This is a genomic window from Streptococcus sp. oral taxon 431 (genome assembly GCF_023110115.1).
Lineage (GTDB): Bacteria > Bacillota > Bacilli > Lactobacillales > Streptococcaceae > Streptococcus.
This window is the reverse complement of the sequence record NZ_JALDVP010000004.1, coordinates 103121-128242: the sequence shown is the minus strand read 5'-3', so window position 1 is coordinate 128242 and position 25122 is coordinate 103121. Positions and strand designations below refer to the sequence as shown.

The following is a 25122-nucleotide window of genomic DNA, read 5'->3' as shown; positions in this document are numbered from 1 at the left end:
GAACCCGTGTTACCGCCGTGAAAAGGCGGTGTCTTAACCCCTTGACCAACGGACCCTGAGCTTGTCAACTCTTTCTATTATACCTACTTTTAGAATCTTGTCAACTAGTTTGATTTGTTTTTTCTGAAATTTTTTACTGCTTTTTCATAGATTAGTTTTTATAAATAAGAAAGAGAGGATATAATAGTATCCTCTCTTGTATCTCGTCTACTAATATTTTAGTTTTCTTCAGCCATTTTTGATTTGACTTCATCATATGATAGGGCACGTGATTCCTCTTCTACTGATTCAGGCATTTTCCCTGTTTCATAAAGAGATTTGATTTGTGTACTATCCAATGTTTCATATTTCAATAAGGCTTCTGCAATTAATTTATGCGTTTCACGATTTGATTGAATAATTTCAGCTGCTTTATTACGTGCTTCATTCAACAATGCTCGAACTTCTTCGTCAATTTCATAAGCTGTACGCTCTGAAATAGATTTTTGTGGAGTTTGAGCACCAAACATTGCATGATTTCCTTCGTATTGAACAGGTCCAAGTTTTTCACTCATACCGTACTCTGTAACCATTGCACGCGCCATTTGTGTAGCTTGCTCAAAGTCGTTTGATGCACCTGTTGTTTGGACATTAAAGATGATTTCTTCAGCAACACGTCCACCCATCAAACCAGCTAATTGTTCTTTCATATCTTCTTTAGATAGCAACATTTGATCTTCTTTTGGAAGAGCAATCATGTACCCACCAGCTCGACCACGAGGAACAATTGTTACCTTATGAACGACACGCGCATTTGATAAGACTAACCCTACGATAGTGTGCCCGGCTTCATGATAAGCCACCATTTCACGTTCTTTTTGGGAAACAGTTTTATCTTTCTTAGAAGGCCCTGCAATAACGCGATCTTCCGCCTCATCAATATCAGAAGCATCAATGACTGATTTATTGCGACGGGCAGCAACTAATGCCGCTTCGTTCAATACATTTTCTAAATCAGCACCAACAAAACCTGGAGTTTGTTGTGCTACTAACTTCAAATCCACATCTTCTGCTAGAGGTTTATTTCTAGCATGGACTTTCAGAATTGCTTCGCGTCCTTTAACATCTGGACGACCAACCAATACTTTTCTGTCAAAACGACCTGGACGAAGAAGAGCTGGATCTAGAACATCTGAACGGTTCGTTGCCGCAATGACAATGATCCCTTCATTTCCTTCAAAACCATCCATTTCAATCAAGAGTTGGTTCAAAGTTTGTTCACGTTCATCATTGCCTCCACCAAGACCGACACCACGTTGACGACCAACGGCATCAATTTCATCAATGAAGATAATAGCTGGTGCTGCTTTTTTAGCGTCCTCAAAGAGTGAACGTACACGGCTGGCACCGACACCGACGAACATTTCTACGAAGTCAGAACCTGAAATACTAAAGAACGGTACTCCAGCTTCTCCTGCTACTGCTTTAGCAAGTAATGTTTTACCAGTTCCCGGAGGTCCTTCTAAGAGAACACCAGCTGGGATACGAGCGCCTAATTTTGTAAAGCGTTTTGGATCTTTCAAGAATTCAACAACTTCAACAAGTTCTTGTTTTTCTTCTTCAGCTCCTGCTACATCTGAAAAACGTACTTTGATATCTTCCTTATTAGCAGCCTTAGCTTTACTGCGTCCAAAGCTCATCGGATTGCGTCCGCTATTTCCTCCCATATTTCCCATCATAGAAAATAGGAAGAAGAATAAAATGGCAAATGGCACTACCGAAACTAGGATGTTAATCCACATACCACTTGAGCTTTCGTGCTTGACTTCAACTTGTGTTTGGTGTTCACCAGCTAGTTTTTGCAAATCTGCTACAGTAGTATCCGATGGAAGAATTATACTTGTAAATTTTTCTACTTTTGTTGCAGAAGGTGTGAAAAACTGAATACCTGTTTCCGGTTTTTCTGTTTTAGCAGTTTTATAGACACCAGACACTTCAATAACACTACCACTTGGTTGATAGGTTATTTCTTTTACATTGTCATTAGTGATTTCCTGCACCAATTCTGAGTATTTAATTTGTTGACTGTGCCCAGCAGCTCTCCCAGCAAAAAAGTACTGGAATCCCGTTACTAGCAAGAAAATCATCAACAAATAAAGAAATGGATTTTTTATAAAACCATTATTTTGTTTTTGCATTCAACAACTTACCCTTCTATTTTGAGTAAACTTCCTCTTTCAATACGCCTACATAAGGAAGGTTACGATAATTTTCATTATAGTCTAAACCATAGCCTACAACGAATTCATTTGGAATTGTAAAACATGTATAATCTGCTTCAATTTCTACAGTACGTCCTTCTGGTTTATCCAGCATAGTAACAATCTTAACAGACGCTGCTTCTCTAGCAGTAAACATATCTCTCAAACTTTTTAATGTTTGTCCAGTATCAATAATATCTTCTACAAAGACAATGTGTCTACCTTTAACATCTTGAGTGACATCTTGTTTGATATTAATGACACCACTACTTACAGTTCCACCATGGTAACTAGAAACCATCATAAAATCCATTTCAAGATGAGTATCGATATATTTGACTAGTTCTGCCATAAAAGGAATAGATCCTTTTAAGATTCCAACTAGAATTGGATTCTTCCCTTCGTAATCTTTTGTCAATTGAGCACCTAACTTCTTAGCTGCTTCTGTAATTTCATCTTGTGAAATCAAAATCTTCTTGATATCTTGTTCTAACATGATTTTACCTATCTATTTTTTCTATATAAAGTACAGTGTTCATTATATCATTTTTCATTTTTATACTCAAATCACTGAGTTCGATTCCTAAAATTGAATAAATTTGTCCAAATTGCTCAACAATAATCGCATTTTTTCGTTTTTCTGCAGGTATTTTTAAATCAATAAAAAGTCGCCTTACTTTTTTTCGATGACCATTTATTATCAAATAATCACCTAGCTGTCGATGCCGCAAAATCAATGATGTTTCACGGGAAACATTTATTTGTTGAACATTTTCACCTTTTAGAGGAATTCCAAATGAAAATAGAAAACCTTCATAATAAACTTGATTTTGATAGTTTAACACACACTCACTACTTTTTTCATCAGACTTTGGTCTGATTTTACCAATTTGAAAGTGCTGGTATTCTTTTATAAGTTCATAACCATTTTTTATATTATGGCGATATTGACTCTTAGTTTTTAAAATATGATGAATTTCTTGAAATTGTTCTCTTGTTACATTTAAATCAGCAAAACGACGAAGGTATTGTTGTAGTAAAACTCTTTGTGTTGCTTCGGAAAAAGATAAAAACTGAGTTAAATCTTCCACATCAACCGCTTGAGATAATTCAGCCAGAGCAATTTGATAGTCAGAAACTTCTTTTCCAAACTCTAAAATTGCTTTTTTTACCTGAACATTTTCTTTTTCTAACTGTGGCAGATAGAGGTTGCGAATACGATTGCGAAGATAGTGATTTTCTTTATTCGTTGGATCTTCAAAATGCTCAATTTCAGGAAAATCCTTCTTATAAAAAGACAACAAAGGACGAATCAACTCTCCCTTATCAAACATTTGTCTTTCTTTAATAGCTGATAAATGGTGTAGTCTAACACCTCTAATCAATCGCATAAAGATTGTCTCAACTTGATCATCTGCATGATGAGCTGTTACAAGAGCTGTAGATGACGTTTTCTCCATCACTTCTCTAAAAAATTCATAGCGAAATTGACGAGCATTAGCTTCTGAAAAATCTCCAGTAAAACAAGCTACATAAATTGGAACTCCAGCTTGTTCAGCTATTTTTCTTAATTCATTTTCTTCCTTATCTGACTCTGGTCTTTGTTTATGATTTACATGAGCTAAAAACAATTCAATCCCAAGTTCTTCTTGATAGGTTGAAAGGAGATGAAAGAGAAACATCGAATCCAATCCACCAGACAAGGCTAGCACAACTCTTGAATGTCCTTCAAAGTAACCTTTTTCTAGAAAATGATTTAAAAAATCTCGGTCTCTCATTTTAGGACCTCGTAGACATCCTTAGCAATTTTAGAAATGGTATCGTAATCAGAATTTTTGGTAAAAATTGAAATAACGAAAGGAGAGTCTGTATAGACTATTCCCACATCGTGTTTAAATTCATCTGCATCCCCAATTTTATGAGCTACCTTAGCAGAAATATTCTTAGCAATCCGCTGATTATCAAATGATGTTTGTGAAAGAGATTCTAAAACAAAACCATTTTGATTATAAATAGATTCCATAACTTGACCAGCCATTTTAGCTGAAGCCATCTTATCTGTCACATTCCACTCTTCACCTGCGATAGTAGCCATTTCTTTTTTAAAGGCTTCATCTGATTTATTCGTAATATAATAAGCAAGAATATTATGAGCTACATTGTCAGATTCTTTTGCAGTTTTTGTGATTAAATCTTTGATTGTGTATTCTTTATTGTCCGCTGTTTTAGGGAGACTTCCGCTTCCTTCCGGTTTATAAGAACCAGGGAAATCATTAACTTCGGAAACATACTTCAATTTCGTGTCAAGTTGGTAATCACCTTGATTGATTTTTTCCTGAACAGAATAAAGATAAGGTAATTTCATAACACTAGCAGCGTACATTTTTTTATTTTCATTAATGCCAGCTTCCTTACCTGTACTCAATTGTTTAATATAAATAGAGAACTGTTCATTTTGATAATTCGCAGATAGCAACTCTTGTACTTTCTGAATACGATTATCATCATCGGAAATATAATCCGTCGAAATCCAGCCCGTTTGCTTGATATGTAAGAATTCACGACCTTCAGCAAAAATAGACATATCTGCTTCAACTTCTTTATAAGGCGCTAAAGTAGACTTTAATTCTTGTTGATCATAAGGACTATTATAAACGACAAATCCTGGTTCTAGCCATACTCGTTTAGAAAAATCGTTTACGATGGAACTATCGTATAAAAGTCGTTTATCAGCCATTACAAATTGATTATTTGACAATTTAAAGACAGGCTGTCCTTGTTTATTTAATCGCCATTCTAAAACAGATAATTTTGTTTCCGCATTGACTTTTCCTGATTCTTTAATCAGGTCTTCTGTAGAATAAACTGGCGTCTCACCATAAAATTTTGGAGATTCTATAATATCTTGATAATAAAAATGATATGGAGTATGAGTTAAAGAATAAACTTCTTGTTTTGGAATGATAACTGGATTCTCAGTGCTTACTACTTGAACGCTTTTTAGGAAAATAGGAAGTAGTAAGATCACTAAAAATTTACGCATTCTTTTTCCCCTCTTCTTCTTGTAGTCGTAACAGATGATTCTTTTGAGCTAACTCATCTAATTTTTCATCTGACTGACTTAAAAATTTTTCGATAATATCTAATAAATTTTCCATTTCGCATTACCTAGGAAGTAAGTCCGGAATTGTATAAACTTCCTCCCATGTTTTTGAATAATAATATTTTGCACGGGAATATTTAGCCGCATAGGATTCATCTTTTAGCTTAGTTGCTAAACTAGCTTCTTTATCCTTTTCATCGCTCAAGTCCTGATATTGTTTTTTCAAATCAGCTAGTTGCTGGCGACGTGTTAGTAATTGTTGGTAACTTTGTGCTAAATTGTAAGTTGGTAAGATGAATAGCAACATAATCAAAATCAAAACCCAACCCATAAAACGATTACGTTTTTGACGTTCTTCCATCATGTATTTACGTCGTTGGTGTTCATTTTGAATAAATGAATTATTCATTTGGACTATTTTTTTATACATCTTCTTCTACCCTTGTTTCACTGATAATTTCATACATTCCAGCTGCGTCTTCTTTTTTAGTGCTATCTTTCATTTCCAACACTTTTACAAGCAACAATTTATTTCCAAAGCGAATTTCAACCTGATCATTGATTTTTAAGTCAGTTGAACTTTTAGCAAGGATACCGTTTACCTTAATTCGCCCCTTATCTGCAACTTCCTTAGCCACTGTACGGCGTTTAATAATTCGTGATACTTTTAAATATTTATCTAATCTCATCTTATTAATACCTCAAATTATTATTGTACCATTTTTATTCCTTTTATAGAAGAAAAAAGATAACCCCTAATGTGACTCTTTTAAGTCTTTTATCTTCGCTAATGATTCTCCAAAGGTTAAGAGTCCTTCTAAAATCTCATAATCTTTTTTATTTCGAATATCAAATACAACTTCGATTAAACCTTGATTTTCAGAAATATTAGCCTTCAAATTTGTCTGTGAAAGGGCTTGGAAATAATCTTGAGTTAAGAATAATTGTTGAGATATTTTTTCAAATTGAATAACAAGTTTATCATTTCTTCTTTCAACACGATTGACAAAAACTTTATCAAGATAAGCTTTAGCTAATCCAATTTCTAAGAGGTAAGCAACTACATCTGGATACTCTCCAAATCGGTCTATCAACTCATCTTGTAATTCTTCGTAGTTGACACGGTTGTCAATTTGACGAATTCTCTTGTAAATTTCAATTTTATGTCGTTCATCTGCAATGTACTCATCCGGAAGATAAGCATCAATTTGTAGAATTAACTCAGCATTTCCTTTTTCACGTTTCTTGTCAGTTCCATTTTTCTTAGCAATTGCTTCTTCTAGTAACTGAGAGTACAATTCAAAACCAACTGAATCAATAAAACCGGACTGTGAACTACCTAAAAGATTACCCGCTCCACGGATAGACAAATCACGCATGGCAATTTTGAAACCAGAACCCAATTCAGTAAAACCTTTAATTGCCTCCAATCTCTTCTCAGAAACTTCTGTCAATGATTTATCTGGTCGATACATAAGATAGGCATAAGCAATACGATTACTACGACCAACCCGACCTCTAAGTTGATATAAGGTTGACAATCCCATGTGGTCTGCATTTTCGATAAACAAGGTATTGGCATTTGGAATGTCTACCCCTGTTTCAATGATTGTCGTGGTTACTAAAATATCATATTCACCTTCAATGAAATCAAGTAGTGTGTTCTCCAAACGAATTTCACTCATTTGACCATGAACAAAACCAATAGAAGCTTCTGGAATCAGTTCTTGTAACTCTGAAACCTTCTTTTCAATCGTGTCAACTTTATTGTAAAGATAGTAAACCTGACCACCACGATCAATTTCTCTCAATACAGCATCTCGAATGACACGATCATTCTGTTCAAGGACATAGGTTTGTACAGGATATCGATTGGTTGGGGGAGTTTCGATGACAGATAAATCTCGAATACCTAGCATAGACATATGTAGAGTTCGAGGAATTGGTGTAGCTGTCAAAGTTAAGACATCAACCTTCTTTTTTAATTCCTTCAAAGCTTCCTTATGTTTGACACCAAAACGTTGTTCCTCATCGATGATGATCAAGCCTAAATCAGCAAATTCAACATCTTTAGACAAAACTCGATGGGTTCCTATCAGGATATCAACTTGGCTTTTTTTTAATTTTTCAAGTGTTTCAGTCTGCTCTTTTTTACTTCTAAAACGACTCAAAACATCTACGTTGACAGCAAACTGCTCAAATCTTTCCTTGAAATTACTATAATGTTGCTGAGCAAGAACTGTGGTTGGTACTAAAACAACAACCTGTTTATGATTGTTGACAGCCTTAAAAGCAGCTCGCATGGCCACCTCAGTCTTACCGAAACCAACATCTCCAACTAAAAGTCGATCCATTGGTTGAGAAGCCTGCATATCTTTCTTAATTTCTTCGATACTTCGAAGTTGATCTTCAGTTTCAACATAAGGGAAAGCCTCATCAAAAGCAACCTGATCTTCATCATCTTTTGAAAATGCAAAACCTTCAAGTTGACTCCTCTCTGCATATAACTTAATTAAGTCATCTGCAATGTCTTCAACTTGATTTTTAACTTTTTGCTTAGCTTTTTTAAAACGTCCATCGTTTAATTTGTTTAACTTTGGAGCCTTACCGTCACTTGAAACATACTTAGATAAGGTTTGGATTTGTTCTACAGGGATAGAAATTCGATCTCCATTTTGATATTGGATACTTACATAATCTCGGTGAATCCCTTTGAGTTCAATCGTTTCGATTCCTAAATATTGACCAATCCCATGAATTTGATGAACAACATAATCTCCTTTTTGGAGTTCACTATAATCCTTTAATCTTTCAGCATTGCTAATATTTTGTCTTCTGTATTTGCGTTTAATCTTCTTTTTGAAAATTTCATATTCAGTGATGAATACAAGATTCTCATCCACAAAATGAAAACCATGACGAAGGTTTCCTTCAACAAGATTGACAGTTCCTTTACAGATTTCACTTTGATTACTATTGTCAACTTTAATGCTATATTCATCAAGAATCGTTGACAGTTTTTTTAGTTCTGTTTGGCTGCTTGATTGAAGAACAATCGTATATTTTAATTTTTTATAGCGTTCAATTTCTTCTTTCAGAAAAGAAAACTGATTGAAGAATTCTTGCATAGGATATTGATTAAATTGATAAAGATGATCAAATTTTAGATTTCCAAGTCCCTTTTGAAAATTAGAAAAGAAGCTGGCTGGTAAATATTTTTTAAACTGACTTTCTACATCAGCAAAATATTGTAAACTTGATACAGCTTTACTGTTGTGTAAATCCTCTGTAAAGTAGCCAGCTGTTTCCTTATCAAAAATATCATACTGATTCATGATTTTTTGAAAATCATCAAAGATAATAGGTGCTTGGTTCAAGTAGTCAATCAAGGTCCACTGTTTTTTATAAAAAACAGACAAAAATTTACGAATATCAGCATGAAGAACTTGCTCTTTTGCACAACTAAAAACTTCTTCTAGGTACGACTTTAATGTAGGTGAAATAGTTTTATCAATCTCATGTTCTAAGAATTGTTGACCACGATTGTAATCTTCAACAGTTAATAAAATGTCACTAGCTGGATATATAGAAATTTCTAAACGACTTTCTTTTGATAATTGTGTATCTGCGTCGAATTCTCTAATCCCATCTATTTCATCACCAAAAAATTCTATTCGGTAAGGAGATAGTTGTGAAGTTTCAAAGATATCTAAAATATCCCCTCGAAGACTAAATTCACCTTGACTTTGAACTTGAGTAACTTTTTTATAACCAAGTGAAATCAATTGATTTTTTAATTCTCTTTGTTCACATTCTTCGCCAACTTCAAGTTTTAACACACTGTTATCAAAGACTTGAGGATCTGGTAAGAATAAACGGCTAGCTGCCATGTTACAAACTAGTATTACTTTTTGAGATTTATCTCTTAGAAAACGCAAGGCTTCAACTCTTGAAAAAATCTTTTCTTGAGATGATACTAAAAATTCTACCATTGGTGAATCATCTACTAAAAATGGATAAACCATATCAGTACCCAGGATAGAAATTAAATCATTTACTAGACGCTCAGCTTCTCCATAAGTAGATGTCATTACTAAAATCTTGTTCTGATATTTAACACTACTTGCAATAGCTAAAGACTTTGCTGAACCAGAGAGACCTAGTAGTAATTCCCTCTGCTTGAGAGATAAATGCTCATCCCATAATTGTATCTGCTTGTTCTCTAAAAAGAATTCGATTAATGACATTCCCTTACCCATTGTATTTCTGCATTGTTTTTTCAAAGTTTTTCTCTTGTAAATAATAATTTACAGCATCGTCAACCTTGTCAATAGACTGTAAAATACCTATATAGTCATCCTTGTCAAATTTACTCAAAACGTGTTGAACAACAGACATTCCTTTTTTAGGTCTACCGATACCAATCTTTACACGATTGAAAACCTGTGTACCAATATGTTGAATAATTGACTTGATACCATTATGACCGCCAGCTGATCCTTTAGCGCGAAGTCGAATTTTTCCTACTTCCATGTCAAGATCATCGTAAATAATCAGTAAATCTTCGATATCTAAACCATAATAGGTTAATAAAGCATGAACTGCTTTCCCACTTTCATTCATAAAAGTTGTTGGTTTCACTAGATAAATTTTTTCACCATTAAGGAAAAATGAAGCTAATTCAGCTTGGAATATCTTATCGTGTGTAAAGGATACATTCTGTTTTTTTGCTAGTTGGTCAATTAACTTAAAACCAACATTATGCTTTGTCTCAAAATATTTATCCCCTGGATTTCCCAATCCTACAAGTAATTTTGTCATTTAAATTTCCTTTCAAAAGCCAAAAGGGTTGGAATTTTTTTCCAACCTAATTGACACTATTAAAAATGTTGATTATACGTTAAAGCGGAATTCCATAATATCGCCATCTTGAACGACATATTCTTTTCCTTCTTCTCGTAAGCGTCCAGCTTCTTTTACCGCCTTTTCAGATCCGTATTTAATCAAATCATCATAAGACATAGTTACTGCACGAATAAAACCTTTTTCGAAGTCAGAGTGGATGATACCAGCTGCTTGAGGAGCTTTCATGCCACGTTTAAAGGTCCAAGCACGAACCTCTTTTTCACCAGCTGTGAAGTAAGTTCCAAGTCCAAGTAGATGGTAAGCAGCACGAGTCAACTTATCCACACCAGATTCTGTCAAACCTATAGCTTCAAGAAACTCTTTTTTATCTTCATCGTCTAACTCAGAAATTTCTTCTTCAGCACGCGCAGAAATCACCACTACCTCTGCATTTTCTGTTGCTGCGAATTCACGAATCTGCTTCACATAATCAATAGAATCTGGGTCTCCAACAACATCCTCATCAACGTTAGCTACATAAAGAACTGGTTTCGTGGTCAAAAGGAAAAGACCTTTGACAACCTTTTGCTCTTCATCTGTAAATTCAATAGTACGAGCTGATTTCCCATCTTCAAGGACAGGTTTAATCTTTTGAAGTACATTAAATTCTGCAACTGACTCCTTATCTTTTTGTGTACGTGCCATCTTTTCCACACGCGTATAGCGTTTATTAACAGATTCTAAGTCAGCAAGAATCAATTCTAGGTTAATGGTATCAATATCTGCTAATGGATCTACAAAAGCATCTTCACGACCTTGCTCACGCATGACATTTTCATCATCAAAGGCACGAACTACATGGACAATGGCATCAACTTCACGGATATTGGCCAAGAATTTATTACCGAGACCTTCTCCTTTTGATGCACCTTTTACAATCCCTGCAATATCTGTAAATTCAAAGGTTGTTGGGACTGTCTTCTTAGGAGTAATCATTTCAGTCAATTTTTGTAGACGTTCATCTGGAACTTCTACCATCCCAACGTTTGGGTCAATAGTTGCAAATGGATAGTTTGCAGCCTCTGCTCCTGCTTTTGTAATTGCATTAAATAGGGTTGATTTACCAACGTTTGGCAAACCCACGATACCTGCTGTTAAAGCCATAATTTCTCATTCTCCGTTCACATTTCAATCTTCAATATTATAACACAAAAAGGGAAAACTTGCTAACCCTCTAACTCCTTGCATTTAGTCGATAATTTTACTCATTTTTCTTTCAAAATCATAGCGACTCATCATGACAACATGATCACAATTACTGCATTTTATTTTGATATCTGCACCTAGACGTGTAATTTCCCAACGATTGGCTTTTTTACCTGTAGACTTGATTGTACAAGCGTGTGGTTTTTTCATTTCAACAAAATTTCCAACTTGATACATACTACTCTCCTTTTCATATTTCTGATTATATCATAAAAGAGGTGAGCTAGGCTCAACCTCTTTCCATTAATTTGTACGAACTGGTGTAATCAGTTGCATGAAATCTTCATCTGTATCAGCTGGTACCAAGGTAAATGGACGAACTGCTGAAATGAAGCTGATTGTTACCTTTTCACTATTCAAGGCTTTTAGTGCTTCAATCAAGTAAGTTGGGTTAAAGCTAATAGTTAAATCTTCACCAGATACAGCAATTGTATCAATTTCTTCGTTTACTTTACCAACTTCTGGAGAATTTACATGAGCTGTAACTACTCCTTGTTTGATTTCTAATTTTACAGTTCCATTTTGAGTAGCACTTGATAAAAGACGTGCACGTTCCATAGATTGACGTAGATTCACAACATCAAAAGTCACTGTCGTATTAAAATCTGTTGGAATCAGACGATCTGTATCAGGATAATTACCTTCTAAGAGACGTGTATAGAAGCTAATATTTTCGCTTCTAAAGAGAATTTGGTTGTTTGCGAAGAAAATCTCTACTGTTTCGATATCGTCCGTAAAAACAGCTGAAAATTCGCGTAGAGAGCGACTTGGGATAACAACATCAAAATTATCACTATTTTTTTCAAGAGTTAATTTTTTCTGGCTGAGACGATGTGAGTCTGTTGCTACTGTTTTCAATTCTTGATGATTACTTAGGACAAAGTGTACACCAGTCAAGATTGGACGGCTTTCTTGTACACTAGCAGCAAAAGCAGTTTCGTTGATAATCTTCTTAAGAAGTTTTGTTTCAAGAACTAGAGGATTACTTGCTGCAATTTCCTGAATACGTGGATACTGTTCGCTGTCTTTTCCTTTCAGAGTAATTTCTGATTTTCCACTTGTTAGTACAATTTGATGTTGTTCAATCTCTTTGAAATCAAGAGTCACATCTGGAAGACTAGAAACAACATTGATAAAGAAAGAAGCTTCTAAAAGAATTGATCCTAAAGAGTTAATCAAAAGACCTGCATTTTCATCTTTTTGAGAAATGAAATTCTCAATTGAAATTTGACCATTTGATCCAATTAATGTAATTCCTTCGTTAGTCACATCAATTTTAATAGTTGATAAAACAGGAATAGCATTTTTTGAACTAATAGCACGTTTTGTAATATTTAATGATTGCAGGAATAAATTTTTATTAATAGAAAAATGAATCATGGAATCTCCTTTATTTATTTTTATTATTAGAAGGTTAATAGTAATAGTAGGCTGTGTGAAATCTGTGGAAAACCAAGTTTAGTTTAGAAAAATCAAGAAGTTATACTTGTTTAAAATTTGTTAATAAATCAGTAAAATTTTAAACACTTATCCACAAGTTATTTGATTTTCTTTTTGATGGTTTCGATTTCTATACGTAATTTATCATCAGTTTCAATCATAGATTTGATTTTTGCATGAGCATGAATGACGGTTGTATGATCTTTACCACCAAATTCTTTTCCGATTTTTGGAAGACTGTTATCAGTTAATTCTCTAGCTAGGTACATAGCAACTTGGCGAGCTAGAACAATATTCTGAACACGTCTAGTTCCCTTCATCTCCTTAACGCTCACATCATAAAATTTTCCGACTTCCTCTTGGATTTTTTCAATCGGAATGACGATCATGGTGCTGACGCTTTGTTTTCTAGCACGTATAGCCTCAGATGCAATATCCACAGTTATAGTGTTGATTTGTTTGACTTTAGCCATGAGACTAATATCTTTGAGCGCACCTTCTAATTCACGTACATTTGAATCAAACTGGCCAGCCAAATATTCGATTGTGTCAGGTTGAAAATGATAATCTAAATCCTCTGTTTTACTATTTAGGATAGCGATACGAGTTTCGAAATCAGGTGGAGTAATATCCGTTGTTAATCCCCATGAGAAGCGCGTGACAAGTCGTTCAGGTAGATTTTCTAGTTGTTCTGGCCTACGGTCACTCGTTAAAACGATCTGTTTATTATTACTGTGAAGTTTGTTAAATGTATTGAAAAATTCATCCTGAGTTTGTACTTTATTTCCACTAAGAGATTGAATGTCATCAATAAGAAGGAGATCTAGACTTCGATAGGTTTTTTTAAAATTATCCATATCATTGAGTCTTAAATGATCTAAAAATTCATTAATAAAACTTTCAGCAGGAATATATTTTACACGCGCATTAGGATTTTTTTTGAGAATTTCGTTCCCCAAAGCATTGAGCAAGTGAGTTTTACCTAGACCAGGTCCTCCATATATAAACAGAGGATTATAAGTTAGTCCAGGATCTTCCGAGACGGCTAAAGCAGCAGACTTAGCCCAAATATTTCCATCACCTTGGATAAAATTATCAAAAGTATAGATGTCTCTTAATCCTGTTTCTGAATAGGGTATAGATTTTTTAATTTCTTCCTGTTGATGATTACTATTTTCAACATTGCTTGCTATATCGGAGGTATTAGAATCTTCTTTAGTCAATACATATTGAGCTTTTATTTCAGTGTCATAGATTTGAAAACCGACAGCTACAATAATATCATTGAGTTTTGTACTCCAAACCATTTCCATTTCAGATCTTGGCAAAAATATGGTAGCTACATTTCCCTCAACCTTTATTAATTCAGCAGGTGTTGCGTAGAAATCAAACATTGATCGTGTCAATCTCTCTTTAGCTAATTCTAAAATCTGATTCCAAAATTGTTTTTCTTTCAACAACAAACTCCTCCTTTTCTAAATGGTGTAATCTTAAACACTATTTTATCACATAGCAAGCAATTTTTCCACAACTTGTGAAAAACAATCCACAATGTTTGAAAGATTTATCCACAACTTGTGGATAAAAGGTTTAGATTTTGATTTAATAGACTTTTTCTATACTAATCCAGTGGAAAAGTATGTGAGTTTAGAAAAATAAAATAACAGCCTTATTTCAGGCTGTTAATAAAACGTTGGTATTCTTCTTGATTATGAAAAGAGATAGTTATTTTTCCTGCCTCTTTTTTTTGAAGGACGATTTGGACATCTAATCCCAACAATTTTTTCAAATTTTCTTCTTCTTCTTTGATAAAGTGATCTTTTTCTTTGCTTTTCTTCTTATTTTTTTCTTCTTTAAGTAGATGTTCCACCTGCCGAACTGATAAATCCTCTTTCTGAATGCGATTGAGTAAATTTTTTTGTTCTTTCAAAGGTAGTTGGATTAGAAGTCTAGCATGTGCTTGAGACAATTTTCCAGTTTCTACTTCTTTTAAAATAAAATCAGGGAGCGTTAGCAATCGAACAAGATTAGTGATATAAGGGCGTGATTTCCCCATTTTTTCAGCAATGTCTGCATGAGTATATCCTTTATCAATTAAAGATTGATAAGCTTTTGCTTCTTCAATCGGATTTAAGTCTTCTCGTTGTAAATTTTCAATGATTGAGTGAACCATCATATCCTGATCAGATAATTTTTTGATGATTACAGGAACTTCTGATAGCCCAGCTTCTATAGATGCCCGATACCGTCTTTCTCCAGCTAGAATTTCATATCCGATAACTGGAGATTGACGGACAATAATGGGTTGAATTAAACCATTTTCTTTAATAGATTGGGCAAGTTCTTGAATTTTTTCTTTTGAGAATTCTTTACGAGGTTGATAGGGATTTTTTTGAATATCACTAATACGAATGAGTTTAAATTCTTCCATGCTTCTACAGTATCATAACTTTGATATTCTGTAAAGTTAGTTTACAAAACTGTAAACTATTGATTTAAATCACTAGTACTCTTGTCCAACTTGATTTTAGTTGTTTCTTCTTTACCATTACGGTAATAAGTTACAGTCATTTCATCTCCAATAGAGTGGCTATATAGAGCATTTTGTAATTCAGTTGTAGATGAAATCTTAGTATCATCTATTTTTGTGATAACATCATATTGTTGTAAATGTCCATTTGCAGGCATGTTCTTTTGAACAGATCGAACAGCTACACCAGAAGTAACGTTGTCAGGAAGTTTTAATTTTTGTAGATCGGCAGTGCTAAGGTTTGTCAAATTAACCATGTGGATACCAAGAGCTGGTCGAGTTACTTTTCCATCTTTTTCCAACTGTTTGATAATATTCTTAACATCATTTGCAGGAATAGCAAAACCAAGACCTTCTACGGATGTTCCACCATTAGAGGCGATTTTACTTGATGTAATACCGATAACTTGTCCCTGGATATTAATCAAAGGACCTCCAGAGTTACCAGGGTTAATGGCTGTATCTGTTTGGATAGCATTTGTTGAAATAGCTTGACCATCTTCAGATTTTAAAGAAACGTGTCTATTCAAGCTTGATACAATCCCTTGTGTAACTGTATTTGCATATTCTGAACCTAAAGGACTACCGATTGCGATAGCTGTTTCTCCAACAGCTAATTGACTTGAGTCACCAAACTCAGCTACTGTAGAAACCTTTTCTGAAGAAATTTTTACTACTGCAATATCGGAATAGGTATCAGAACCAACGATTTCACCAGGAACTTTTGTTCCGTCAGCTAAACGAATGTCAAGTTTTTTAGCTCCGTTAATAACGTGAGTATTGGTCACGAGGTAGGCATTATTATCATCTTTTTTATAGATAACCCCAGAACCTTCACTGTTAACTTGTTCAGTATTCGAATCTGTATCAGTATCATCAGATCCAACAAAACTACTTTGGGAATTTCCTGAGTAAGTGATAATAGAGACAACTGCGTCCTTAACTTTATCGACTGCTTGTGTAATTGAGTTTTCATTTTTTACAGCTGTCTTACTGACAGTAGTGGTAGTTGTCGTACCACTATTTTGTTTTTGACTGAGCTGCAATGTTGTAAAAGTACCTAAAATACCACTAAAAAAGCTAATGAGAATGACTAATAAAAGTTGTCCACATTTTTTTAAGTTTTTCTTCATAGAAGAATCCTCCAAATTTATTTTATAAAATTATAAAATTATTAACTTAATCCTAACTTAAAAAAGTTTAAATTTTTCACAATCTGTGGAAAATTGTTAAAAACTTGTGAATTTATCACTATTTTCCCTGTTTTTATTTGTGAATAAGATGTGAATAAAATACGATTGTGATAAAATAGAAGCATGAAAATTAAAATTGTAACAGTTGGAAAACTAAAAGAAAAGTATCTCAAAGATGGAATTGCTGAGTATTCTAAGAGAATTTCTCGTTTTGCTACTGTCGAAATGGTTGAATTAGCTGATGAGAAGACACCAGATCGTGCTAGCGATTCAGAAAATGAAAAAATCTTAGATTTAGAGGGAAATCGAATTCTTTCCAAAATTGGGGATAGAGAATTTGTTGTCGTTTTAGCTATTGAAGGGAAAACCTTGTCTTCTGAAGAATTCAGTAAACAGTTAGAACAAGCATCTATTAATGGTTATTCAACCTTAACATTTGTGATTGGTGGGAGTCTGGGTCTTTCTCCTCAAGTAAAAAATCGAGCGAATCTATCCCTTAGTTTTGGTAGACTGACTCTTCCGCATCAATTAATGCGTCTAGTTCTTGTAGAACAGATATACCGAGCCTTTACCATCCAACAAGGTTCTCCTTATCATAAATAGGATTGACTATTCTCGATTATTTTGATAAGATAAACTAGTTAGGTCTCATAGCTCAGCTGGATAGAGCATTCGCCTTCTAAGCGAACGGTCGCAGGTTCGAATCCTGCTGGGATCATATACTAGATTTAACGCTGGGGAAACCCAGCGTTTTTTGTAAAAATTAACAGTTCAGGTACAAAAATGTGCAGTTGAGAATGAAATGTTTTAAAACAGACTCCGTTTTGTATAATAGTTTTGTAAGTTAATTTACAAGAAAAAAACAATAAAGGAGAATTTAATATGGAAAAAACAGTTAAATTAGAGCAGTTCAAAAAACTTACAGAAAAAGAATTACAGGAAATCCAAGGTGGGGATTGGAGATTTTTAGGCTCAATACGTGAACTTATATTTCCAAAGAAAAAATAAATAAAAGGTAAAGAGTAATGGATTTATTTGGATTATTTATAGCTATTTTCTATTTTTTTATAATTAGCAAAAGTTATAGACGGATATGTAAAGTAACTAGAAAAGAACAATTTATTTTTCTATGTTATACACTTATTTCAGTGTTATTACTTGAGGAATTTATTAGTCTATTAAACTTAGGTGGCTTTGGTATATCTAAATTTTTATTTCCATTACTTATTTCCATTTACCTGATAAAATTAAAGAGATACAATAAGTATAAGGGGATATTTATCAGTCTGCTATTGTCTTTACTATATCATAGTACTCATACTTTTATAGCAGTAACCATATCTTCTATAACAGGTGATTCTTTTGTAACAAAATATGAAGATTTGTTTTTTGTAGTAGTTTTATTAATAACTTATTTTATTATTAAAAAAATTATTACTTATTTTCATCTTGAACTTAATTATTTTGACAAAGATTACCTTTATCCATTTTTAAAAAAAGTTATACTTGCTTTCTTTACTTTACATATTCTATCATTCATTTCAGATATGGTGAGTACTCATGCGCATTTTAATAGTTTTGGTAGTATTTTAGCAACAATTGTCTTTATTTGTTTACTACTAATCTTCTTTGCTATGAATTCTCATAAGGTACGGGTTGAAAAAGAAATTGCCCTAAAACAGAAAAAATTTGAACAAGAACATTTACAGACTTATACAGATGAAATTGTTGGTTTGTATAATGAAATTCGTGGTTTTCGGCATGATTATGCAGGTATGCTTGTTAGTATGCAAATGGCAATTGACAGTAGTGATTTACAGGAAATTGACAGAGTTTACAATGAAGTTCTAGTCAAAGCTAATCAAAAATTACGTTCAGATAAGTATACATACTTTGACTTAAACAACATAGAAGACTCAGCTTTACGAAGTTTGATTGCTCAATCTATTGTATATGCCAGAAATAATGACGTAGAGTTTACACTAGAAGTAAAGGATATTATCACAAGGTTGTCAATTGATTTGCTTGATCTTGTGCGTATTATGAGTGTTTTGTTGAACAACGCTGTCGAAGGTGCTGCAGAAAGTTACTCGAAACAAATGGAGGTTGCAGTGATTAAGATGGATTTAGAAACAGTTATCGTGATTCAAAATTCGTGTAAAATTACTATGACGCCTTCAGAAGACTTGTTTGAACTAGGTTTTTCTACTAAAGGTAGAAATAGAGGAATTGGTCTTAATAATGTCAAAGAGATTTTGGATAAGTATGAAAATATCATTTTAGAGACAGAGATGGAAGATAGTAAGTTTAGACAGATTGTTAGATTTAAGAGAGAGTTTGAATGAAAGTATTAATTTTAGAAGATGTTATTCAACATCAAGTCAGATTAGAAAGAACCTTGGATGAAATTTCAAAGGAATTGAATATTCCTATTTCTTATAAAACAACAGGTAAAGAACGAGAATTTAAGGAATATATCGAAAATGATGAAGTAAACCAGCTTTATTTTCTAGATATTGATATTCATGGCGTTGAGAAAAAAGGATTTGAGGTAGCACAGTTTATTCGTCGTCACAACCCCTATGCAATTATCGTATTTATCACTAGTAGATCAGAATTTGCTATCTTAACTTACAAATATCAAGTATCAGCCTTGGATTTTGTTGATAAAGATATCAATGATGAATTATTTAAAAAACGTATCGAACAGAGTATCTTATATACCAAAAGTATGCTGCTTGAAAATAAAGATGTTGTGGATTATTTTGACTATAATTACAAGGGAAATGATTTGAAAATTCCCTACCATGATATTTTATATATTGAAACAACAGGAGTATCTCATAAGTTAAGGATTATTGGTAAGAATTTTGCCAAAGAATTTTATGGTACTATGGCGGATATTCAAGAAAAAGATAAAGATACTCAAAGATTTTATTCTGCTCATAAATCATTTCTTGTCAATGTAGGAAATATTAGGGAAATTGATCGAAAAAATTTAGAAGTGGTTTTTTATGAGGATCATCGTTGTCCAATTACCCGTCTAAAGGTACGGAAATTAAGAGATATTCTGGAGAAAAAATCTAAAAAGTGATTGACAATTAGTAATAAATTGATATAATGGTTATATCTGCTACAGATAGATGGTCCGTTGGTCAAGGGGTTAAGACACCGCCTTTTCACGGCGGTAACACGGGTTCGAATCCCGTACGGACTATATTATCCGCCATAGCTCAGTTGGTAGTAGCGCATGACTGTTAATCATGATGTCGTAGGTTCGAGTCCTACTGGCGGAGTTAAACAAAAAGAACACCATTGGTGTTCTTTTTTTGTCTCTAATTTGCATCTCCCAACATTTTCATAAGAAAATTTGTCATTTCTTGTGGACTTTCTTTTTTTCCATGAGCAATCCAGGTTTGGCATACACCAAATAGAGCGTTTGTTAGATAAATACTGCTATACTCTAACTCAATATTGTTTAAATTTAATTGCATAAAGCGTTTTTGGAGGTCAGTGCTAAGCATAATGTGAAGTTTATTTCTCAGGAAGTTTTGTATCTCTTTTGTACCATTTTCAGATAGAAGAGCAGCTAGTAAAGGTTCAGACTCTAAGTATTCAAACACTTCTAGAATAGCATCTCTTTTATGGTTTGCGTGTTTTTGGAAAATATACTCAAAGGTATGAAAAAGCTTACTTTGGTAATGTTCAATCATATCATACTTATCTTTGTAATGAGTATAAAAACTAGAACGACTAATTCCGGCTTTTTCTGCCAGCTTAATAGTGCTAATTTGATCAAATGGTTGTTCCGTTAATAATTGAACCATGGCGTTCTCAATAGTACGTTTGGTTTTTAAGCGTTTGTTGCTCTCTTTCATAGTTCCTCCTTGTGAACAAAAATAGACTCAGTGTCTAAAAATGATAATTTTGACTTGTAAATAAGAATTTTTAATGTATAATCTATTATATCAAAATTTTAGACAATATGTGTAAAAAAGGAGACAATATGTTTAAAGAATGGAAAGCAATTTTTAAAAAACCAACCTTTATCATTGTAATGATAGGGATTTCTCTTATTCCTGCTTTATACAACATCATATTTTTATCATCTATGTGGGATCCATATGGCCAATTATCTGAGTTGCCTGTAGCGGTCGTTAATAATGATAAAGAAGCATCTTATAATGGAAACACAATGACTATTGGAAAAGACATGGTGTCCAATTTAGAGCAAAATAAATCATTAGATTTTCATTTTGTCAGTGAAGAAGAAGGTAAGAAGGGTCTAGAAGACGGTGATTACTATATGGTAGTAACTTTACCAAGTGACTTATCTGAAAAGGCTGCTTCTATTCTATCAGATCACCCAGAACAAATGAATATTAACTATCAAACTTCTAGCGGGCATAGTTTCATTGCTAGTAAGATGAGTGATTCTGCCATGACACAGTTAAAACAAAATGTTTCTGCTAATGTAACCGAAACCTATACGAAAGCTTTATTTCAAAAGATGGGAGATTTAAAATCTGGTTTAACGAAGGCAGCTGATGGAAGTGAACAATTGGCCAATGGGGCTAGTCAGTTAGCTGTAGGAAGTCAGACATTGTCTTCTAATCTTGATACTTTAGCTAGTTCAAGTTTAACCTTTTCTGATGGCACAAATCAATTTACAAAAGGGTTGACAACGTATGTAACAGGAGTAAAGCAACTGAATAGTGGTTTAGGTACATTTAATGATGGTTTACAGAACTATACAAGTGCAGTTTCACAGGTTGACACTGGACTTAATCAATTATCTTCCAAGACTCCAGAATTAGTAGCAGGTGTCAATCAGCTAAATACTGGAATGAAGTCATATGTAGGAGGAGTTTCGCAACTGAATACAGGTCTCAATCAATTTTCAGTTGGTGTCAATGCTTACACAAGCGGTGTTGACAAACTATCTATTGGGGCAAATCAATTATCTAGTCAATCAGATACATTGAGAGACGGTATTACCCAATTAAATAAAGGGATTAAAGAAATTTCGACTCAATTGAATACTTCATCTCAACAAAAAGAGGAAATCACTCAATTAGCAACTAGTTTAGATGAATTGAATAAAGCACTTCAAGCTGTAACTATTTCAGATAATACTGAACTTAAAAGTACAATATCTAATGATTTAACGAATATATCTACTCTTGCTCAAACTATTGTGACTAATAGTCAAACAGAGCAAGAGAAAACTCTTACCAATCTTCAAGCAACAGCAACTTATCAATCTCTTACTGATACTCAGAAGCAAGAACTGACTGCAGCTGTTTCAAATAATTCTAATTCTACGATAGAGTCAGCAAAAGCAATTTTAACGACGGTAGGAGATTTAAAAGAAAATTTGGGGAGTGTAAACCAACCAGTCTCTAATCTTTCTACTTTACAGACTAAAGCAAATCAAGTATTACCTGTGGCGTCTAGTTCCTTGACATCTATGTCAAGTGGATTTACACAGTTGCAAAATGCTGTAGATAATCAGTTAGTTCCTGGAAGTCAATCGATTGAAAATGGAGTTAATGATTATACTAAAGGGTTGGATACTATTTCTTTAGGTGTAAACCAACTAAGTGAAAAGAATACAACTTTAACAACAAGTTTGGATCAATTGGTTTCTGGATCAAGTAAGTTGACAAAAAACTCTTCAACCTTGACAACTGGTTTGGATTCGCTAGCTGGGAAAACTCCAGAATTAGTAACAGGTATCGAAAAACTCTCATCTGGTTCTAATCAATTAAACAGTAAGAGTTCAGATTTAATTGCTGGACTTGATAAGATACAGCTAGGTTCTAGTCAATTAACAGACAAATCAAATCAATTGCTTTCAGCTAGCTCTCAGTTAGGAAGTGGAGCAGTGAAAATTGCTGATGGTGCTGGAAAACTAGCAGATGGTGGAACAACTTTAACTGCTGGTATTGAAAGTTTACAAGTAGGAGCTACTAGACTAGAACACGGATTGAACACTGCTAGCAATCAACTAAAAACAGCATCAACAGAGTCTAATAATGCAGAAGTATTATCTGAGCCCTTGAGTCTTTCAAAAACAGACAATGATCAGGTTCCTGTAAATGGGATTGCTATGGCTCCTTATATGATATCTGTGGCCCTCTTTGTTGCTGCGTTATCAACAAATATGATTTTTGCTAAGTTACCTTCAGGTCGTCATCCTGAAAGTCGTTGGGCTTGGGTTAAATCTCGTTTCGAAATAAATGGAGTTATAGCTGTTTTAGCAGCTGTCTTAGTCTATGGAGGAGTTCATCTTATCGGTCTAACGGCAAATCATGAAATGAGAACCTTGTTCTTAATCATCATCGCAAGTTTGACCTTTATGTGTATGGTAACCGCGTTAACGACATGGAATAGTCGCTTAGGTGCTTTCTTCTCTCTTATTTTACTATTATTACAATTAGCATCAAGTGCAGGAACTTATCCGCTTGCTTTGACTAATGATTTCTTTAAGGCTGTTAATCCTTGGTTACCAATGAGTTATTCAGTTTCAGGATTGAGACAAACGATTTCTATGACAGGGAATGTTCATTATCAGGTAATTTTCCTTCTCGTAACTTTGGTTTTATTCATAGGATTAGGTATGCTAGCTTATCAACCTAAAAAAATGGAAGAAGATTAAAAAAATCGACCAATTTGGTCGATTTTTTATGTGCATAAATCTTGTCAAGAATTTATCAGTCTCATAATAGAATGTTTCACGTGAAACAATGAATAGGTTGAATAGAATCAGATTGACAGAACTATCAACTAAAAATTCATAAGAAATAAAAAAACTCAGTTGGGCTCCCAACTGAGTTTTTTTAAGTTTTACCTAATCTTTCCAAAGTTCTTTGACTTTTGCTTGAACTTCAGCATTTTCTAAAAATTCATCATAGGTTTCATCAATACGATCGATGACGCCGTTTTTAGATAAGACAATAATGTGGTTAGCCAAAGTTTGAATAAACTCATGGTCGTGACTGGCAAAAATGATGGACTCTTTAAAGTTTTTCAATCCATCGTTCAAGCTTGAGATAGATTCCAAGTCTAAGTGATTTGTAGGATCGTCAAGTACAAGAACGTTTGATTTTAAAAGCATGAGTTTTGAGAGCATCACGCGCACCTTTTCTCCCCCTGACAAGACGTTTACAGGTTTGTTAACTTCGTCTCCAGAGAAGAGCATACGACCTAGGAAACCACGCAAGAAAGTGTTGTCATCTTCTTCTTTACTTGCGAATTGACGGAGCCAGTCAAGGATAGATTCACTGCCAGCAAAATCAGCTGAATTGTCTTTTGGCAAGTAAGAGCGACTAGTTGTAACTCCCCACTTGACAGTCCCTTCATAGTCAATTTCACCCATAATGGCACGAATCAAGGCAGTTGTTTGGATGTCATTTTGTCCGATAAGAGCTGTCTTGTCACCTGGACGCAAGATGAAGCTGATGTTGTCAAGAATAGTTTCACCGTCAATCTTTACAGATAGATTTTCTACTGTCAAGAGGTCGTTCCCAATTTCACGTTCAGCTTTAAAGCTGATGAATGGATATTTACGACTAGAAGGAACAATTTCCTCTAGCTCAATCTTGTCAAGCATTTTTTTACGTGAAGTTGCTTGTCTTGATTTAGAAGCATTAGCAGAGAAACGAGCAACGAATTCTTGAAGTTGTTTGATTTTTTCTTCTGCTTTAGCATTACGGTCTGCTAGCAATTTAGCAGCAAGCTCAGAAGATTCCTTCCAGAAGTCGTAGTTTCCGACATAGAGTTTGATTTTTCCAAAGTCCAGGTCAGCCATGTGAGTACATACTTTATTTAAGAAGTGACGGTCGTGGGATACGACAATGACAGTATTATCAAAGTCGATTAGGAAATCCTCTAGCCAAGTGATGGATTGAATATCCAGACCATTGGTTGGCTCGTCCAAAAGAAGGACATCTGGTTTACCAAAGAGGGCTTTAGCAAGGAGAACCTTTACTTTGTCGCCATTTGCTAGTTCACTCATATTTTGGTAATGAAGTTCTTCTGGAATATTCAAATTTTGTAATAGTTGTGAAGCTTCACTCTCAGCTTCCCAACCACCTAGTTCAGCGAATTCTCCTTCAAGTTCAGCTGCGCGAACACCATCTTCTTCTGAAAAATCTTCTTTCATATAAATGGCGTCTTTTTCTTTCATGATGTTGTATAGTTTTTCATTACCCATGATAACAACATCAATAACACGCTCATCTTCGTAGTCAAAGTGATTTTGACGAAGTACTGAAAGACGTTCGTCTGGTCCAAGAGAGATATGGCCAGTTGTCGGTTCAATATCCCCAGCTAAGATTTTTAAAAAGGTTGATTTTCCAGCACCGTTGGCACCAATCAAACCATAGGTATTTCCTTCTGTAAATTTGATGTTTACATCATCAAAAAGTTTACGATCACTAAAACGTAGTGAAACATCAGATACTGTTAGCAAAGTTTTTCTCCTATTATATGTAATACTCT

The 25122-nt window shown here is 34.1% G+C and carries 22 protein-coding genes and 3 tRNA genes; 8 read left to right on the top strand and 17 right to left on the bottom strand.

The features are described 5' to 3' along the window. Nucleotides 1-218: 218 nt before the first annotated feature. From ftsH to M1F91_RS06740, 15 genes are all read right to left on the bottom strand, one after another. Nucleotides 219-2177, bottom strand: a complete 1959-nt coding sequence (gene ftsH, locus M1F91_RS06805; RefSeq protein ID WP_036756480.1) for an ATP-dependent zinc metalloprotease FtsH — start codon at nt 2175-2177, stop codon at nt 219-221. Nucleotides 2178-2193: 16 nt separating this feature from the next. After that, a complete protein-coding gene (gene hpt / locus M1F91_RS06800; protein ID WP_006149113.1) occupies nt 2194-2736 on the bottom strand; it encodes a hypoxanthine phosphoribosyltransferase in 543 nt (180 codons plus the stop codon). 4 nt (nt 2737-2740) lie between these two features. After that, nucleotides 2741-4018, bottom strand: coding sequence for a tRNA lysidine(34) synthetase TilS (gene tilS, locus M1F91_RS06795; protein ID WP_247913097.1), 1278 nt, complete (start codon nt 4016-4018; stop codon nt 2741-2743). Beyond that, entirely contained in the window at nt 4015-5283 is a 1269-nt protein-coding gene (locus M1F91_RS06790) for a serine hydrolase (protein WP_247913096.1), read from the bottom strand. Before M1F91_RS06790 ends, tilS begins: the two co-directional genes overlap by 4 nt. Next, nucleotides 5276-5398, bottom strand: a complete 123-nt coding sequence (locus M1F91_RS09125; RefSeq protein ID WP_004250924.1) for an SP_0009 family protein — start codon at nt 5396-5398, stop codon at nt 5276-5278. The genes M1F91_RS06790 and M1F91_RS09125 overlap by 8 nt, the downstream gene beginning before the upstream one ends. A 6-nt stretch (nt 5399-5404) precedes the next feature. After that, nucleotides 5405-5773 carry a septum formation initiator family protein gene (locus M1F91_RS06785; protein WP_004250925.1) on the bottom strand — a complete coding sequence of 123 codons (369 nt, stop codon included), beginning with the start codon at nt 5771-5773 and terminating at the stop codon, nt 5405-5407. Continuing rightward, nucleotides 5766-6032 (bottom strand): RNA-binding S4 domain-containing protein, encoded by a 267-nt coding sequence (locus M1F91_RS06780; RefSeq protein WP_049494651.1) that lies wholly within the window; start codon nt 6030-6032, stop codon nt 5766-5768. The genes M1F91_RS06785 and M1F91_RS06780 overlap by 8 nt, the downstream gene beginning before the upstream one ends. A gap of 66 nt (nt 6033-6098) precedes the next feature. Further along, nucleotides 6099-9602: a transcription-repair coupling factor gene (gene mfd, locus M1F91_RS06775; protein WP_247913103.1), complete on the bottom strand. Its 3504-nt coding sequence runs from the start codon at nt 9600-9602 to the stop codon at nt 6099-6101. After that, the gene (gene pth / locus M1F91_RS06770) at nt 9595-10164 is read right to left on the bottom strand and encodes an aminoacyl-tRNA hydrolase (RefSeq protein ID WP_247913095.1); all 570 of its coding nucleotides are present in this window, start codon (nt 10162-10164) and stop codon (nt 9595-9597) included. Before pth ends, mfd begins: the two co-directional genes overlap by 8 nt. 72 nt (nt 10165-10236) lie before the next feature. Then, nucleotides 10237-11352, bottom strand: a complete 1116-nt coding sequence (gene ychF / locus M1F91_RS06765) for a redox-regulated ATPase YchF (RefSeq protein WP_247913094.1) — start codon at nt 11350-11352, stop codon at nt 10237-10239. 84 nt (nt 11353-11436) lie between these two features. Further along, the gene (locus M1F91_RS06760; RefSeq protein WP_004250933.1) at nt 11437-11631 is read right to left on the bottom strand and encodes a DUF951 family protein; all 195 of its coding nucleotides are present in this window, start codon (nt 11629-11631) and stop codon (nt 11437-11439) included. 66 nt (nt 11632-11697) lie between these two features. Continuing rightward, complete coding sequence (gene dnaN, locus M1F91_RS06755) at nt 11698-12834, bottom strand: DNA polymerase III subunit beta (protein ID WP_006154821.1); 1137 nt, start codon at nt 12832-12834, stop codon at nt 11698-11700. Between the two features lie 158 nt (nt 12835-12992). Next, nucleotides 12993-14351, bottom strand: coding sequence for a chromosomal replication initiator protein DnaA (gene dnaA, locus M1F91_RS06750; protein ID WP_004250937.1), 1359 nt, complete (start codon nt 14349-14351; stop codon nt 12993-12995). A 212-nt stretch (nt 14352-14563) separates the two neighbouring features. Next, nucleotides 14564-15325, bottom strand: coding sequence for a ParB/RepB/Spo0J family partition protein (locus M1F91_RS06745; protein WP_247913093.1), 762 nt, complete (start codon nt 15323-15325; stop codon nt 14564-14566). A 56-nt stretch (nt 15326-15381) separates the two neighbouring features. Beyond that, nucleotides 15382-16557: a S1C family serine protease gene (locus tag M1F91_RS06740; protein ID WP_247913092.1), complete on the bottom strand. Its 1176-nt coding sequence runs from the start codon at nt 16555-16557 to the stop codon at nt 15382-15384. A gap of 183 nt (nt 16558-16740) precedes the next feature. Here M1F91_RS06740 and rlmH point away from each other — a divergent pair, with 183 nt between their 5' ends. The 7 genes from rlmH (at nt 16741) to M1F91_RS06705 (ending at nt 19913) form a co-directional block, all read left to right on the top strand. Then, on the top strand, nt 16741-17220 hold the full coding sequence (gene rlmH / locus M1F91_RS06735) for a 23S rRNA (pseudouridine(1915)-N(3))-methyltransferase RlmH (protein ID WP_247913091.1): 480 nt from the start codon (nt 16741-16743) through the stop codon (nt 17218-17220). Nucleotides 17221-17261: 41 nt separating this feature from the next. Further along, nucleotides 17262-17335, top strand: a tRNA-Arg gene (locus tag M1F91_RS06730). Between the two features lie 164 nt (nt 17336-17499). Further along, entirely contained in the window at nt 17500-17625 is a 126-nt protein-coding gene (gene comC, locus M1F91_RS06725; RefSeq protein WP_247913090.1) for a competence-stimulating peptide ComC, read from the top strand. Between the two features lie 17 nt (nt 17626-17642). Then, nucleotides 17643-18962, top strand: a complete 1320-nt coding sequence (gene comD, locus M1F91_RS06720; RefSeq protein ID WP_247913089.1) for a GHKL domain-containing protein — start codon at nt 17643-17645, stop codon at nt 18960-18962. Next, the gene (gene comE, locus M1F91_RS06715; protein WP_247913088.1) at nt 18959-19711 is read left to right on the top strand and encodes a LytTR family DNA-binding domain-containing protein; all 753 of its coding nucleotides are present in this window, start codon (nt 18959-18961) and stop codon (nt 19709-19711) included. The genes comD and comE overlap by 4 nt, the downstream gene beginning before the upstream one ends. A gap of 51 nt (nt 19712-19762) precedes the next feature. Continuing rightward, nucleotides 19763-19834, top strand: a tRNA-Glu gene (locus M1F91_RS06710). Between the two features lie 5 nt (nt 19835-19839). Beyond that, nucleotides 19840-19913 (top strand) — tRNA-Asn (locus M1F91_RS06705). A 39-nt stretch (nt 19914-19952) separates the two neighbouring features. On the opposite strand, the gene M1F91_RS06700 is transcribed toward M1F91_RS06705, so the two are convergent. Next, a complete protein-coding gene (locus M1F91_RS06700; protein WP_004250951.1) occupies nt 19953-20495 on the bottom strand; it encodes a TetR/AcrR family transcriptional regulator in 543 nt (180 codons plus the stop codon). A gap of 128 nt (nt 20496-20623) precedes the next feature. On the opposite strand from M1F91_RS06700, the gene M1F91_RS06695 reads away from it, so the two are divergent. Beyond that, nucleotides 20624-23278 (top strand): YhgE/Pip domain-containing protein, encoded by a 2655-nt coding sequence (locus M1F91_RS06695; RefSeq protein ID WP_247913087.1) that lies wholly within the window; start codon nt 20624-20626, stop codon nt 23276-23278. A gap of 192 nt (nt 23279-23470) precedes the next feature. On the opposite strand, the gene M1F91_RS06690 is transcribed toward M1F91_RS06695, so the two are convergent. Then, complete coding sequence (locus M1F91_RS06690; RefSeq protein ID WP_006152836.1) at nt 23471-25093, bottom strand: ATP-binding cassette domain-containing protein; 1623 nt, start codon at nt 25091-25093, stop codon at nt 23471-23473. Nucleotides 25094-25122 lie beyond the last annotated feature (29 nt).

What these genes read in the sequence shown, in the direction of transcription:
- ftsH (WP_036756480.1), bottom strand. Translation starts at nt 2,177, where the DNA reads ATGCAAAAACAAAATAATGGTTTTATAAAAAATCCATTTCTTTATTTG.
- hpt (WP_006149113.1), bottom strand. Translation starts at nt 2,736, where the DNA reads ATGTTAGAACAAGATATCAAGAAGATTTTGATTTCACAAGATGAAATT.
- tilS (WP_247913097.1), bottom strand. Translation starts at nt 4,018, where the DNA reads ATGAGAGACCGAGATTTTTTAAATCATTTTCTAGAAAAAGGTTACTTT.
- M1F91_RS06790 (WP_247913096.1), bottom strand. Translation starts at nt 5,283, where the DNA reads ATGCGTAAATTTTTAGTGATCTTACTACTTCCTATTTTCCTAAAAAGC.
- M1F91_RS09125 (WP_004250924.1), bottom strand. Translation starts at nt 5,398, where the DNA reads ATGGAAAATTTATTAGATATTATCGAAAAATTTTTAAGTCAGTCAGAT.
- M1F91_RS06785 (WP_004250925.1), bottom strand. Translation starts at nt 5,773, where the DNA reads ATGTATAAAAAAATAGTCCAAATGAATAATTCATTTATTCAAAATGAA.
- M1F91_RS06780 (WP_049494651.1), bottom strand. Translation starts at nt 6,032, where the DNA reads ATGAGATTAGATAAATATTTAAAAGTATCACGAATTATTAAACGCCGT.
- mfd (WP_247913103.1), bottom strand. Translation starts at nt 9,602, where the DNA reads ATGGGTAAGGGAATGTCATTAATCGAATTCTTTTTAGAGAACAAGCAG.
- pth (WP_247913095.1), bottom strand. Translation starts at nt 10,164, where the DNA reads ATGACAAAATTACTTGTAGGATTGGGAAATCCAGGGGATAAATATTTT.
- ychF (WP_247913094.1), bottom strand. Translation starts at nt 11,352, where the DNA reads ATGGCTTTAACAGCAGGTATCGTGGGTTTGCCAAACGTTGGTAAATCA.
- M1F91_RS06760 (WP_004250933.1), bottom strand. Translation starts at nt 11,631, where the DNA reads ATGTATCAAGTTGGAAATTTTGTTGAAATGAAAAAACCACACGCTTGT.
- dnaN (WP_006154821.1), bottom strand. Translation starts at nt 12,834, where the DNA reads ATGATTCATTTTTCTATTAATAAAAATTTATTCCTGCAATCATTAAAT.
- M1F91_RS06745 (WP_247913093.1), bottom strand. Translation starts at nt 15,325, where the DNA reads ATGGAAGAATTTAAACTCATTCGTATTAGTGATATTCAAAAAAATCCC.
- M1F91_RS06740 (WP_247913092.1), bottom strand. Translation starts at nt 16,557, where the DNA reads ATGAAGAAAAACTTAAAAAAATGTGGACAACTTTTATTAGTCATTCTC.
- rlmH (WP_247913091.1), top strand. Translation starts at nt 16,741, where the DNA reads ATGAAAATTAAAATTGTAACAGTTGGAAAACTAAAAGAAAAGTATCTC.
- comC (WP_247913090.1), top strand. Translation starts at nt 17,500, where the DNA reads ATGGAAAAAACAGTTAAATTAGAGCAGTTCAAAAAACTTACAGAAAAA.
- comD (WP_247913089.1), top strand. Translation starts at nt 17,643, where the DNA reads ATGGATTTATTTGGATTATTTATAGCTATTTTCTATTTTTTTATAATT.
- comE (WP_247913088.1), top strand. Translation starts at nt 18,959, where the DNA reads ATGAAAGTATTAATTTTAGAAGATGTTATTCAACATCAAGTCAGATTA.
- M1F91_RS06700 (WP_004250951.1), bottom strand. Translation starts at nt 20,495, where the DNA reads ATGAAAGAGAGCAACAAACGCTTAAAAACCAAACGTACTATTGAGAAC.
- M1F91_RS06695 (WP_247913087.1), top strand. Translation starts at nt 20,624, where the DNA reads ATGTTTAAAGAATGGAAAGCAATTTTTAAAAAACCAACCTTTATCATT.